General features: G+C 41.5%; 14 protein-coding genes. 10 read left to right on the forward strand and 4 right to left on the reverse strand.

Translation table 11 applies throughout. The annotated features are described in order from the left end of the window. Position 1 precedes the first annotated feature (1 nt). From AC4CU3_RS15205 to AC4CU3_RS15250, 10 genes are all read left to right on the forward strand, one after another. On the forward strand, positions 2-604 hold the full coding sequence (locus tag AC4CU3_RS15205; RefSeq protein WP_279043965.1) for a histidine phosphatase family protein: 603 nt from the start codon (positions 2-4) through the stop codon (positions 602-604). Then, the gene (locus AC4CU3_RS15210) at positions 604-1,347 is read left to right on the forward strand and encodes an adenosylcobinamide-GDP ribazoletransferase (protein ID WP_279043964.1); all 744 of its coding nucleotides are present in this window, start codon (positions 604-606) and stop codon (positions 1,345-1,347) included. The genes AC4CU3_RS15205 and AC4CU3_RS15210 overlap by 1 nt, the downstream gene beginning before the upstream one ends. A gap of 271 nt (positions 1,348-1,618) precedes the next feature. Next, on the forward strand, positions 1,619-2,596 hold the full coding sequence (locus AC4CU3_RS15215) for a KpsF/GutQ family sugar-phosphate isomerase (protein WP_004982125.1): 978 nt from the start codon (positions 1,619-1,621) through the stop codon (positions 2,594-2,596). A 3-nt stretch (positions 2,597-2,599) separates the two neighbouring features. After that, positions 2,600-3,139 carry a KdsC family phosphatase gene (locus AC4CU3_RS15220; protein WP_004982122.1) on the forward strand — a complete coding sequence of 180 codons (540 nt, stop codon included), beginning with the start codon at positions 2,600-2,602 and terminating at the stop codon, positions 3,137-3,139. 34 nt (positions 3,140-3,173) lie between these two features. Then, complete coding sequence (lptC, locus tag AC4CU3_RS15225) at positions 3,174-3,716, forward strand: LPS export ABC transporter periplasmic protein LptC (protein ID WP_078389214.1); 543 nt, start codon at positions 3,174-3,176, stop codon at positions 3,714-3,716. After that, positions 3,706-4,272 carry a lipopolysaccharide transport periplasmic protein LptA gene (gene lptA, locus AC4CU3_RS15230; RefSeq protein WP_004696346.1) on the forward strand — a complete coding sequence of 189 codons (567 nt, stop codon included), beginning with the start codon at positions 3,706-3,708 and terminating at the stop codon, positions 4,270-4,272. The genes lptC and lptA overlap by 11 nt, the downstream gene beginning before the upstream one ends. Continuing rightward, on the forward strand, positions 4,272-5,018 hold the full coding sequence (lptB, locus tag AC4CU3_RS15235) for an LPS export ABC transporter ATP-binding protein (RefSeq protein WP_004696348.1): 747 nt from the start codon (positions 4,272-4,274) through the stop codon (positions 5,016-5,018). The genes lptA and lptB overlap by 1 nt, the downstream gene beginning before the upstream one ends. A gap of 263 nt (positions 5,019-5,281) precedes the next feature. Next, positions 5,282-5,878, forward strand: coding sequence for an IMPACT family protein (locus AC4CU3_RS15240; protein ID WP_279043947.1), 597 nt, complete (start codon positions 5,282-5,284; stop codon positions 5,876-5,878). Further along, entirely contained in the window at positions 5,871-6,482 is a 612-nt protein-coding gene (locus AC4CU3_RS15245; RefSeq protein WP_125273462.1) for an acyltransferase, read from the forward strand. The genes AC4CU3_RS15240 and AC4CU3_RS15245 overlap by 8 nt, the downstream gene beginning before the upstream one ends. Positions 6,483-6,610: 128 nt before the next feature. Beyond that, on the forward strand, positions 6,611-7,453 hold the full coding sequence (locus AC4CU3_RS15250) for a universal stress protein (protein WP_004696353.1): 843 nt from the start codon (positions 6,611-6,613) through the stop codon (positions 7,451-7,453). Between the two features lie 141 nt (positions 7,454-7,594). Here AC4CU3_RS15250 and AC4CU3_RS15255 read toward each other — a convergent pair whose 3' ends face one another. The 4 genes from AC4CU3_RS15255 to mutS all read right to left on the reverse strand — a co-directional run bounded on the left by AC4CU3_RS15255 (position 7,595) and on the right by mutS (position 12,699). Continuing rightward, positions 7,595-8,260, reverse strand: coding sequence for an O-methyltransferase (locus AC4CU3_RS15255; protein WP_010327063.1), 666 nt, complete (start codon positions 8,258-8,260; stop codon positions 7,595-7,597). Positions 8,261-8,392: 132 nt separating this feature from the next. Further along, the gene (locus AC4CU3_RS15260) at positions 8,393-9,112 is read right to left on the reverse strand and encodes a D-Ala-D-Ala carboxypeptidase family metallohydrolase (protein ID WP_279043944.1); all 720 of its coding nucleotides are present in this window, start codon (positions 9,110-9,112) and stop codon (positions 8,393-8,395) included. Between the two features lie 132 nt (positions 9,113-9,244). Then, positions 9,245-9,568, reverse strand: a complete 324-nt coding sequence (gene fdxA / locus AC4CU3_RS15265) for a ferredoxin FdxA (protein ID WP_004696359.1) — start codon at positions 9,566-9,568, stop codon at positions 9,245-9,247. 497 nt (positions 9,569-10,065) lie between these two features. Next, on the reverse strand, positions 10,066-12,699 hold the full coding sequence (gene mutS, locus AC4CU3_RS15270) for a DNA mismatch repair protein MutS (RefSeq protein WP_279043942.1): 2,634 nt from the start codon (positions 12,697-12,699) through the stop codon (positions 10,066-10,068). Positions 12,700-12,817 lie beyond the last annotated feature (118 nt).

The following is a 12,817-nucleotide window of genomic DNA, read 5'->3' on the forward strand; positions in this document are numbered from 1 at the left end:
GATGTTGTATTTAGACTTCCTACGCCACGGCGAAACCAGCTTAAGCCATACCTTACGGGGTAGAACGGATGATGCTTTGACTGCGAAGGGGTGGGCGCAAATGCAGTCTACTATCGCCCAGGCTGAGCAGCTTAGGCCGGCGTGGGATGTCATTTATAGCTCACCATTACAGCGCTGCCGTCTATTTGCAGAGCAGTGGGCGGAGCAAAAACAGCTCCCTTTGTATATAGAACCGAATTTGCAAGAAATGGATTTTGGAGAATGGGAAGCTCAGCCGACCGATCGACTCTATCAACTCTACCCAGATGAATTGGCTCAATTTTGGCAAAAACCGTTAAGCTTTACACCGCCCCAGGCAGAAAGCTTATTGGCATTTAAAAGTCGTGTTCTAGAGTCTGTAGAGACCTTGACCCAACAAATGTATGCGCAGGGCTGGACACGCGCATTGATTATTTCCCATGGTGGAGTGATTAAACTCTTAAAATGCCAAGCGCTGAAGCAAAATGCTAATGACCTTTTAAAAATGTCAGCAGAGTTGGCACAGTTGAACCGTTTTGTATTCGATCAAGGGCAACTTCAGTTTATTCAAAGTGAGGACGTGTAATGACACCTTTTTGGATTGCACTGCAGTTTTTAACGACCTTTCCAGTTCGTTTAAGCGCAATGCCAACGCCTCAGCAAAATGCGCAAGCACTGTTATTTTATCCTGTAGTTGGTTTGCTCATAGGCGGCATTCTGTATGGGATTGCCCTGTTATTGCATGCTTTGCCACTTGTGCTGTTAAGCAGTGTGATTCTGGTGTTATGGATTTGGCTGACGGGTGGTTTGCATCTGGATGGTTTGGCCGATACCGCAGATGCTTGGGTCGGTGGTTTTGGCGATCAAGCACGCACACTTGAGATCATGAAAGATCCGAGTTGTGGGCCGATAGGTGTACTCAGCCTTGTCATTGTATGCATATTAAAGTGGTCTGCACTGTATGTGTTATTGCAGCAGCAGTGTTATAGCACACTCATTTTATTTCCTGCCTTAGGGCGTCTCGTGCCGCTATTTTTCTTTTTAAGCACAGACTATGTGCGTGCTAAAGGACTCGGCAGCCAGTTGGGCCAATATTTGCCACGACCAATTGCAATGGCACTTTTACTGCTGATACCTTTGGTGGCTTTGTATTGGGCATGGATTGGTGTTGTGGTGATTGCCACGTTTTATTTGGTATTGTGGTATTTGCGGTATAAATTTATACAGCGTATTGGCGGTGTGACGGGAGACACTATTGGTGCCAGTATTGAAATAATTGAATTAGCGACATTGTTTAGTTTTGTGATGGCTACTTTTTATTTAGTTTAAGTTAGGGAGTAAATAAGAGCCTCTTAGTGTGAAGGTTGTGCAGTCATACGTGGCCGAAAGAATAAATAATGAAAAGGGAGCGAGCTATATGCACTTGAAACAAAGGTCTTCCATCATCAGCAAAACACATTTGTAGATATGTTGTGAAAATCCAAAGATTTCCACGCTAGTTGCCTACAGAGATATGATAAAATTGCGAAAATTATTTTTTATGTGCTGACGTTTCATTTCGTCACACGGTTCAGGTAAAACAACGTTGAATTCTGAAAATATGTCAAATCCCATTGATTTCCAAAAAGTTGCTTTAGAAACACTAGAGATAGAGCGTCAGGCACTCTCGGTACTTGCTAAGCAAATCGATGATCGTTTTAGCCGTGCTTGTGAAATTATCTTAAAGTGTAAAGGTCGCTTAGTCATTACTGGCATGGGTAAATCAGGGCATATTGGCCGAAAAATGGCAGCCACATTTGCCTCTACAGGTACGCCATCATTCTTTATGCACCCAGGTGAAGCGGGGCATGGTGATTTAGGGATGTTGGTTGCAGGTGATGTGCTGATTGCGATTTCAAACTCGGGCAAGAGTGATGAAATCATGATGCTGATGCCTTTGATCAAATATTTGGGTGTGCCTTTAATTACCATCAGTGGTGATGAGCGTGGGCCGATGCCACAGAATGCTGATGTGGCGCTGACGTTGGGCAATATTCAAGAAGCTTGTCCATTGGGGCTAGCACCAACATCAAGTACAACGGCGACTTTAGCCTTGGGTGATGCATTGGCTGTTGCACTGTTAGATGCACGCGGGTTTACTTCAGATGACTTTGCACGCTCGCATCCTGCGGGTGCTTTGGGTAAACGCTTGTTATTACATGTGAAGCATTTAATGCACACTGGAGACGAACTACCGAAAGTGTCTCCAGATACAGCAATGAACAAAGTTCTGTACGAAATCTCTAACAAACGCCTAGGTTTAACCACAATTGTGGATGACAATGATCATCTATTGGGGATTTTTACTGATGGTGATTTACGCCGTTTGATTGATAAACAGCAAGGTTTCGATGTGAACTTGGCGGTGTCTGATGTGATGATTAAGAGCCCGCTGACGATTTCACCGGAAGCACGTGCTGTTGAAGCATTAGAGCGAATGAATGAAAAGAAAATTAACCAATTTGTCGTTGTTGATGAGAGCAATAAAGTCATTGGTGTTTTGAGTATGCATGACCTGATTCAAGCTGGGGTAAATTAAAAAATGGCTTCTTATATTTTGTTAGAACAAGCGCGTTATGTAGAAGCTCTAGTTTTGGATGTTGATGGTATTTTAAGTGATGGTTTTGTGACTTTGACCAACTCGGGGGACGAAATCAAATCTTTCGATATCCGTGATGGCTTAGGCATGAAACTGGTTCAGCAAGCTGGTGTGAAAGTGATTATTATCACAGGACGTAAAAGTCAGATCGTAGAAAAACGCATGTCTGATTTGGGCGTGGACCTTGTTTATCAAGGCCGTGAAGACAAAGGTGTTGCACTGCGCGAGGCTTGTGCAAAATTTGGTATTTCACCCGAAGATTGTTTATACATGGGTGATGACTGGCCTGACCTATCTGCATTTGCCATTGCAGGCATGAAAGTGACCGTGCCAAATGGTCATTTAGAAGTGCGTCGTCGTGCCGATTTGGTGACTCAAGCGATGGGTGGACGTGGCGCGGTACGTGAAATCTGCGATATGATTTTACAAGCCAAAGGTGTATACGAAACTTTACTTGAAAAGTACACCGCAGTCCCGCATTAATCTGTATGCATGCATGAGAGTTTAGTTAACATTTATGGATACTAAAGTTTTATATATCACTGCTGTAGCCATTGCGGCTATCAGTAGTGGTTATTACTATTACAGCGGAAAAGGGCAAAAGCTCGAGGTCGATGGTGCGCAAAGCATGACCTATTCTGCTGAACAGATCCAACTGACTCAAACAGATGAGCAGGGTCATTTATACGTCCGCGCAAAAGTAGACCGTCTTGAGCAGGATATGCAAAAGAAGACCTCTAAGTTAGAAAACTTAAATGCTGAGATGTATAAAGATGGAAAAGTGGATGCAACTTTCTATGCCAAGCAAGCCAATGGTATTAACGACAACGAAAAAGTCGTTCTGACAAACCAAGTGGTTGCAAAGAAAATGTTGGATCAAGGTCAGATGCAGTTTGAGACAGCAGAACTGACTGCGTTTCCACAGACGCGTGAACTTGAATCTCAGCATCAAGTGGTTGTTACGACACCACAAGCCGAATTTGTCAGTCAGGGCTTAAAAGCGAATTTAAATACGGGTCAATATGACTTTTTCCATATTCGAGGGAAGTATGAACCATAATCCAAAATTTTCTATTTCGAAAACTTTCCTCAAGCAAACACTTGCACTGAGTTTAGGTGTGGCTGTTTCAACTTTTGCTTTGGCGCTGCCAAGTGACCGTAGTAAAGCGATTTCGTTGGTTGCAGATCGTGCGACTTTTAATGAAAAAACGGGTGTAACGACGTACACGGGCAATGTCATCATTGAACAGGGCACGATGAAACTACAAGCGGATTCGATTGTTGCCAATTTAAATCAAACCCGTCAAATTAGCACCATTACGGCCAATGGTAAGCCTGCACGTTTCCAGCAGCAAGTCAGTACCAATAAAGGTATTGCTAAAGGTCAGGCGCAAAAGATTATTTATAATGCAGAAACAGGCATTATTACCTTATCGGGTAGTGCACTTCTAGAACAAGATGGTGCCAGTATTCGTGGTAATACATTGCGTTATAGTATGAACAAAGGTGATATCGAAGCGATTGGCACACCAAATAACAGTGGTTCGTCGAGTGGTCGTGTTCAAATTGTGATTCCACCTTCAGGTTCTCAATCCTTCCCAGGAGCGCGTGACTAATGGAGCAAACTCTCAATCAGCCACAAACCCTATGTATTAAGCATCTCGCGAAAAACTACAGTAAGCGTTGGGTAGTGAAAGATGTATCTTTTAGCATGCAAAGCGGACAAATCGTAGGTTTACTGGGTCCGAATGGTGCAGGGAAAACTACCAGCTTCTATATGGTGGTTGGACTGGTGCGTATGGACAAAGGCGAAATTCATCTTGATGACCTAGACATGTCTGATTTGGCCATGCATGAACGTGCGCGTAAAGGCATTGGTTACTTACCTCAAGAAGCCTCAATTTTTAGAAAACTCACTATTTCTGAAAATATTATGTCGATTTTGGAAACGCGCAAAGATCTAAATAAAGAACAACGTAAACAGCGTTTGCATGAATTGCTGGCTGATTTCAAAATTAGCCATATTAAAGATTCATTGGGTATGAGTGTGTCAGGTGGTGAACGTCGTCGTGCTGAAATTGCACGTGCACTGGCAGCCGATCCAAAATTTATGTTACTCGATGAGCCTTTTGCTGGGGTTGACCCAATTTCAGTGGGTGACATTAAAGATATTATTCGTACTCTAAAAGACCGCGGCATTGGCGTTCTTATTACGGATCATAACGTTCGTGAGACTTTGGCGATTTGTGAACGTGCTTATATCGTGAGTGAGGGTGCGGTGATTGCTGAAGGCTCTCCAGATGAAATCTTAGCCAATGAAACCGTGCGTCAAGTTTACCTTGGTGATGATTTCACTGTATAAGATTATTCTGCGCCAATGAAAATAATTGGCGCAGATTTTCCCCCCAATATGTTTAATCGATCTCTTTGCATTGAATTAAGAATAGGGCATCCCTTTATATTCAAACTGCGCGCTCTACCATCCTTTTGAAATCGCTTTTTCAGCATGCTCCACAGTATGCATATCTCTTTATTTTATGTGGGCTTAAAGCGAAAAGCTATTTTCATACGATAGCTGATTGAAAGTACGTTATAATTTTTTGTGAAATTTTTAAAAATTATGCTATGCCATTTACCATCTCTAGTTTAGTGAGCTATGAAGAAGACATTAAGAAAAGTCGTTTTCAAGCTTTTGCTGTGCCTGTTGAAAATGAACAAGCCGTTAAAGATTTTCTAGAGCAATATAAAGATATCAGCACCACGCATCAGTGTTGGGCATGGAAAATTGGTCATAATGTTCGTTTCAATGATGACGGTGAACCCTCAGGTACCGCAGGTCGTCCTATTTTGGCCACCATTGAAGGCAATGAACTCACCAATGTTTTGGTTTTGGTCAATCGTTGGTATGGTGGCGTCAAGTTAGGCACAGGCGGGTTGGTACGTGCTTATGGTGGAACTGCAAGACAGTGTTTACTGTTGGCTGAAAAAATAGAACTCATTGAGAAGAAAAAAGTGCATTTTGCCTGCCAATTTAATGAATGGGCAATTTTCCAGTACGAGCTGAATAGCCAGCAGATTGAGTTTAATGAGCAATATACTGAGGATGGCGTGCTTGTAGAGGCTTTATTACAAGTGCATCAGATTGAAGCGCTCGCACTTAAAATACAAGATGTGACCCGTGGACGTGAGGCCTTAAAAATTGTGGATGACCATCATGACTGATCCCTTATTAAAATATCGTGAGCAGCATAAGCATCGCTTAAACTATATGCCCTGGTTGTATTGGTCGCTCAAGCCTAAAAACCGTGTGTGGGCTGAAGCATGGCAGCAAGAATACCAAGCTTATCTAATGGAAATGGAAACCGTTGAAATTGGTCAAAACTGTTTTATTTCTCCATTGGCACACATATTTGCAGAGCCTGGCCGCAAAATTGTCATTGGAGACAACACTTTTATTGCTGCCGATTGTACTTTGCATGGGCCTTTAGAGATTGGCAGTGAAGTTGCGATTAACCATCATTGTATTTTAGATGGTGGTCGTGTGGGGATTAAGTTACATGATCAAGTGCGTATTGCGGCCTATTGTCACTTGTATGCCTTTGATCATGGCATGGCACTTAGCGATCCAATTTATCAACAACCTGTGCGTTCACAAGGGATAGAAATTGGACGGGATGTTTGGTTGGGTGCGCATGTGGGCGTGAAAGATGGGGTGAAAATTGGTGCACATGCTGTGGTGGGAATGAATAGTATGGTAACCAAAGATATCGCCGAGCAATCGATTGTTGCTGGCAATCCTGCACAGTTTATCCGTTTACGTGATTAAGATATCAAAGAATATTGAACATTTATCAATACTTAATTACATAAAAACCTGCCATCAAAAAAAAAGATATGCTAAGTTTAGAACAACAATGAGACCTTATACCAAATGCGGTGTAATGAGAGGCGATAATGAAACGAGTCATTGCATGTATTGATTCTTCCCCTTGTATCAATGCCCTAGCAGAAGCTGCGGCGTGGATTGCAAAACAGACGGGGCGGGAATTGGTCCTTTTACAAGTTTTGGATTATTATCCTGCAAGTTATCACTTAGGTGAAATTAGCGGGGTAATTGGATTTGAAAGCAATGCAATGTTGCTCAAAGAGTTGGCTGAATTAGAGCAAAAACAAAGTGAACTTGCGCTCAGTTATAGTAATAATTTACTTGATCATATTTCTAAACTTATTCTCGAAACGCATGGCCTACATACAACGCATATTCAAGAAAAGGGTGACTTTCTAGAGCAAAGTTTTAACTTATTGCATGAAGATGACATTGTGGTGATTGGCCGTGTGGGTGAGAAATCGGCTGAACGCAATAAACCATTGGGCAGTAATGTTGAAAACTTTATCCGTGGTGCAAACTGTACCGTCATGACGGTAGGTGATAGCTTTAAGCCACCTACGCGCTTTATCTTTGCCTACGAGTATTCACCGACGTGTGTGAAGATGATGAAACGGATTGCACAAAGTGATTTACTGCGCCTCTTACAATGCCATTTGGTCTATGTCGGTGACCACCCTGAAATTTTAAGAGAGCCTGAACAATATCTGAAAGATGCAAATTTGGATGTGATTACAGAATATCGTTACGGCGACGTGGCTGAAAATATTTTGGAATACCAAAATGAGCATGGCATACAACTGATTGTGCTCGGTGCGTTCAGCCACAGTAAAATTCATCAGTTCTTCTTGGGCAGTATTGCAACCACCATTTTTAGGAATGCCAAAGTTCCTTTACTGGTTGCCCGTTAATTTAGAGTGATTTATCTAAATTGGAACTGTTTTATCCATAGTTATCCGCAATAATTGTGGATAACTATATGGACAGTAAATGTAAGTTTATAATTTATATAAGCTTAAATTAATCGATTGTTTTTTAATCTAAATTTTGGCTTATTTTACAATGGCTAAGGCAAATCCATCATGTCCTTTGCTACCGACCGTTTGAAGTGCGGTGCATGACAAAATTTTCGGATGGTTTTGCATCGCTTTGAACATATCTCGAATCCCTTCAATACTTGGTTTATGATTTTCAGGATTGATAATATCGCCTGCACGAATCACGTTATCAAGGAAAATCAAAGTACCTGAATGAGATAGGTTCAGGCTTAATTCCAAATATTCTGGGTAGCTTTGTTTATCGGCATCGATAAAAATAAAGTCGAAAGGTTCAATATCTGCGGGCAGTGATTTAAGGATATCTGCTGCACGTCCACATTTGAGTTCAATGGTTTGTTTGAGCTGAGCTTTGTCGATATTTTCTTGACCCATCGCGGCATGCGTATCACGACCCTCAATCGTTAAAATATAGCCGTCTTCAGGTAAAGCACGCGCTAACCACATGGTGCTATAGGCGGCAAAAGTGCCGAGCTCCAATACCCGCTTACATTGATTCATTTGAATCAGCATTTGTAAAAGCATACCTTGGTTGGGTGCAACAGCTAAGTGATCTGGAAAACCATGCTTCTCTGTATTTTCTAAAGTTTGCAGTAGAATTGGGTCTTCAGGAATTAAATGTGCATCGATATAGTTATCAATCTCTGTCCACATTTGTTGCATAGCATGTTCACCTTGGTTGCGATGTGGAGCATTTTAAACTTTTATTTTCAGAGTGCAATTTATCCGACCATATTTGTTGAAATCAATGCTCAAAAAAAGAGGTCATATTGACCTCTTTTAAATTTTTAAAAACTAGTAACTACACATCGAAGAATTGCGACTGAGGTCTGGGCCCCATGTACGATATCCTTGGGTATCAATGTGAATCTGACCAGAAGCATATAAACCTAAGCCCATGTTCAAGCTCTGACCATGTTGGGTCCAAAATTGGCATAGACGATATTTTGTATTTTCAATATAAGCATAATCTTCAGGTTGTGGGTTTTCAGACCCAATTCGAAAATCGATAGCAGAATTGAATAAGTGGCGTGACGAGTTTGCACCGCCAGCACATTGGTTTAAAGGCAGATCACGATAAACTGAAGTGACTTCAAAATCGGTCAGTACTTTGGCTGCAACTAAATATTTGAACACTTTTAAGGTCGCAATTTGGTTTTTCCAAAGTTCACGATTGGGCACCATATATTGTGCTCGACCACATTTTTGCCAGTCACGCGCTGTTCTGAGTAGTTCAAAGCTTGGGATGATATTTCCGACACCATTACGTTCAAGAAAAACTTCATACTCACGTACGCGTGCTAGCGTGTCACCGACAGACATCCAAGCATTGTAGGTATAAGGAATAATTTTAGGTGGAGCAGGGCGGTCAAAAATAATTTTCTCTTGTGGGATAAAAATACGTTTTCCATCAGGAGTTGTGATGGTCTGGCCTTTGTGAGATGAAGTCGTACAGCCAATCATCACTAAGGGGATTATGCTAACCGCAAATAATCCCTTTAAAAATTTCTTCATTATAGAAATCAAATATTTAAAAAATACGCCTATTATTTTAATCCAAATTTGTGAGGAAAAATTGGAAATATTGCAATCAAATGTGTGTTTTAGGTATAAAAAAAGATCAGCTTATGCTGATCTTTTTGTGGCTTACTTTTCTAAGTATTGTAACTTATCTGCTTTACCATTCCATTCTTCACGGTCAGCAGGTTGGTCACCAATCTGGGTGATGTTTGGCCAAGTTTGTGATAACTCAGCATTTAGTTCAATAAATACTTCTTGACCTTCTGGCAGTTCATCTTCAGAGAAAATTGCATTTGCTGGACATTCAGGTTCACAAAGTGCGCAATCGATACATTCATCCGGATTGATCACTAGAAAGTTTGGACCTTCATAGAAACAGTCTACTGGACAAACTTCTACGCAGTCTTGATATTTACATTTAATACAATTTTCAGTGACAACAAAGGTCATGGCGAAGGCTACCTAAAAATATGGTTCTAATAACTAATGTGTATTTTAGGCAAAAACAGCACCAACTAACAATTGCTTTTATTGATATTTGTTATTTATATGCATGAAATAAGACTATGTTTATGATTTTTATTAGAATGTGTATTGATTTTAAAGGGGTTTTTATGGGAGAAATCGAGCTTTAAGAAATTATAGAAAACAATAACTTAAATAATAGTTTTTTAGGTGCAACTTATGTCACATCTGCAAATGGTAAAGAGATTCCAATATCAAAATCATTCCATGTAATTTTTGATCTGAATGCATAGAACTTAGTCATTTATGAGTTGGTATTACTAATCCATTAGTGAACTGATTGACCTGTATAAAAATTAAGTATGATTGAGTTTCTTGCTGTTAAATTTGATAAAAACTGAATATTCTGCTGAAAACCGCTTTTAACAATAAAAGAGACCGTCATTTTGACGGTCTAAATGGGTTACAAAAATAGAAAACTACTATGAATGTAACTGATCTTTTAATGCATAAAGCTGCTGTAAAGCTTCACGTGGGCTTAAGTTATCGACATCAATGCTCTTGAGTAGTTCAAGTGCGGCAGAAGGTTTCTCAATTTCGACCACACGTTCAATGATTTCAAGTTCAGGCGTTTCTATCGCGGCAAACAAATCATTTTGAACGACTTTAGGTTTTTGCAGTTGTTGCTTCTCTAAAATTTTCAGACGATTTTGTGCTTCTTTGATCACACTGGCAGGAATACCAGCCAATTTTGCTACCTGTAAGCCGTGACTTTGGCTCGCTGGCCCATGTTGGACTTTATGTAACAAAATGAGGTTGCCGTTGAGTTCTTTTGCGGTGACATGGTAGTTATCAATAGCAGTTTCTTTGGCCAGTTCGGTCAGTTCAAAGTAGTGTGTGGCAAATAAACATAAGCATTTAATGCGTTTGGTTAAGTCAAGTACGCAAGCCCATGCCAAAGATAAACCATCATAGGTACTGGTGCCACGACCAACTTCATCCATCAAAACCAGTGACTGATTGGTTGCATGATGTAGGATTTGCGAGGTCTCGGTCATTTCCACCATAAAGGTCGATTTGCCTGTAGATAGGTCATCTGCAGAACCAATACGGGTAAAGATTCGATCAATAGGGCCTAAGACTGCTGATTGGGCTGGTACATATGAGCCACAATAGGCCAATAGGCTAATTAAAGCCGTTTGACGCATAAAGGTTGATTTACCCCCCATGTTAGGACCCGTAATAATGGCCATACGGTGGTTAAAATCAAGTGTCGTGTCATTCGATGTAAATGAGGCTTTGTTCAAAGCCTCAACCACTGGATGACGTCCCGCAATAATTTTAACCCCAATTTCTGGACTATACTCAGGACGCGACCAATTGCGTAAGCGAGCCTGATGCGCAAAGTTAGCTAAGAGGTCGATCTGCGCAATAGCGCTGCTCATCATTTGTAAATGACCAATATCGGCTCGGAGTTCATCTAAAAGCATTTCGAACAGCATTTTTTCGCGGGCTAATGCACGGGACTCACTCGAAAGTACCTTATCTTCAAAGGTTTTCAGCTCAGGCGTGATATAACGCTCAGCATTTTTTAAGGTCTGACGACGAATGTAGTGATCAGGTGCTTGCTCGGCTTGCGCACGGGTCAATTCAATGTAATACCCGCTGACACGGTTATAGCCAATTTTTAAGGTCGAAATGCCAGTATTTTGACGTTCTTGAATTTCAAGGTCGATCAAGTACTGTCCTGCATGATCGCGGATTTTACGTAGTTCATCGAGTTCATGATCAAAACCTTCCGCTATCACATTTCCATCTCGTAAAAGCACAGGTGGATGTTCAACGATGGCAGACATTAAACGTTGATGTAAGCCATGGAAATCACCCAATTCCTCATTCAATTGGGTAATGAGTGCGGACTGTTTGCTTTGGATCACGGGTTGAATGGCATGACGTAAATAAGGGACTTGCGCACAGGCTTGGCGCAGTTGCACTAAGTCACGCGGACGGGCGCTACCTAAAGCCACCCGACTGAGGACACGTTCGATGTCTCCAATCTCTTTTAATACTAAACGGACTGGTGATTCATGGTAACCATCCACAAGACTCTTGGTGGCATCTAAACGTGCGTCTAAGAGCTTGGTATCACGTAACGGTTGCATCAGTGTACGACTAAGTAAACGTCCACCCATGGCTGTTTGACAGTCATTGATGAGTTGGAATAATGACGTGCCGTGTTCAAACAGAGGCTCAACTAGCTCTAAGTTTCTACGTGTCACAGGGTCAAGCGCAATGAAATCACTGCTTTGTTCAAGCTGAATAGAGCGAATATGCGGTAAGGCTGTTTTTTGCGTTTCTTTGGCATAATGAATCAGGGATGCTGCTGCTGCTTTGGCAAGTGGCAAATGGTCAATACCGAAACCGGCTAAAGTCGATACTGCAAACTGATCACATAAAGTTTTTTGTGCATTGTTTAGGTTAAAGTCGACATTTGGACGGCGTGTCACAGAGCAGTCGAGCAGTTTTTTAATGTGTTCAATGATATTGGGGTCGACAATATTTTCATCGACCAAAATTTCACTTGGCATGAGGCGAGACAGTTCAATACCGAGTTGTTCAAGTTGGAACTCTTGTTGCTGAACTTTGAATAAACCTGCACTCAAATCTAACAGTGCAATACCAATTTCGTTTTGTTGTACGCAAAGAGCGACAAGGTTTGAACTTTGATGTGCCGTCAGTAAAGCATCGTCAGTCAGTGTACCTGGTGTAATAATCCGGACAACGCCACGTTCAACAGGTGCCTTACCTGTAACTTCACCAATTTGCTCGCAGATGACGACGGTTTCGCCTTTTTTCACCAAGCGAGCAAGGTAGCCTTCAGCTGCATGGTAAGGAACACCTGCCATAGGGATGGGTTCACCATTGGCTTTGCCACGATGGGTCAGAGTAATTCCGAGAAGTTTAGCGGCCTTGTGTGCATCTTCAAAAAATAGCTCGTAGAAGTCACCCATACGATAGAACATCAAAGAGTGCGGATGTTGCATTTTGACGCCCATGTACTGTTGCATCATGGGAGTGAGGGTGGACAAATCAGTTATGATTCCCGAATTGCTCATGTAGGTGAAATCCTTAAATCTTTGAAAATGCACAATATAAAAATAGACCGAGCGACACCGCTTACCGTGTGTATTTATGCGTTATGAACAGCTATTGTATGAATGGCAATATCTTAGC

It is taken from the genome of Acinetobacter sp. 802_lipA (genome assembly GCF_058242885.1).

Excerpts from the sequence above, each read along its gene's own strand:
- AC4CU3_RS15205 (WP_279043965.1), top strand. The coding sequence starts at position 2 with ATGTTGTATTTAGACTTCCTACGCCACGGCGAAACCAGCTTAAGCCAT.
- AC4CU3_RS15210 (WP_279043964.1), top strand. The coding sequence starts at position 604 with ATGACACCTTTTTGGATTGCACTGCAGTTTTTAACGACCTTTCCAGTT.
- AC4CU3_RS15215 (WP_004982125.1), top strand. The coding sequence starts at position 1,619 with ATGTCAAATCCCATTGATTTCCAAAAAGTTGCTTTAGAAACACTAGAG.
- AC4CU3_RS15220 (WP_004982122.1), top strand. The coding sequence starts at position 2,600 with ATGGCTTCTTATATTTTGTTAGAACAAGCGCGTTATGTAGAAGCTCTA.
- lptC (WP_078389214.1), top strand. The coding sequence starts at position 3,174 with ATGGATACTAAAGTTTTATATATCACTGCTGTAGCCATTGCGGCTATC.
- lptA (WP_004696346.1), top strand. The coding sequence starts at position 3,706 with ATGAACCATAATCCAAAATTTTCTATTTCGAAAACTTTCCTCAAGCAA.
- lptB (WP_004696348.1), top strand. The coding sequence starts at position 4,272 with ATGGAGCAAACTCTCAATCAGCCACAAACCCTATGTATTAAGCATCTC.
- AC4CU3_RS15240 (WP_279043947.1), top strand. The coding sequence starts at position 5,282 with ATGCCATTTACCATCTCTAGTTTAGTGAGCTATGAAGAAGACATTAAG.
- AC4CU3_RS15245 (WP_125273462.1), top strand. The coding sequence starts at position 5,871 with ATGACTGATCCCTTATTAAAATATCGTGAGCAGCATAAGCATCGCTTA.
- AC4CU3_RS15250 (WP_004696353.1), top strand. The coding sequence starts at position 6,611 with ATGAAACGAGTCATTGCATGTATTGATTCTTCCCCTTGTATCAATGCC.
- AC4CU3_RS15255 (WP_010327063.1), bottom strand. The coding sequence starts at position 8,260 with ATGCAACAAATGTGGACAGAGATTGATAACTATATCGATGCACATTTA.
- AC4CU3_RS15260 (WP_279043944.1), bottom strand. The coding sequence starts at position 9,112 with ATGAAGAAATTTTTAAAGGGATTATTTGCGGTTAGCATAATCCCCTTA.
- fdxA (WP_004696359.1), bottom strand. The coding sequence starts at position 9,568 with ATGACCTTTGTTGTCACTGAAAATTGTATTAAATGTAAATATCAAGAC.
- mutS (WP_279043942.1), bottom strand. The coding sequence starts at position 12,699 with ATGAGCAATTCGGGAATCATAACTGATTTGTCCACCCTCACTCCCATG.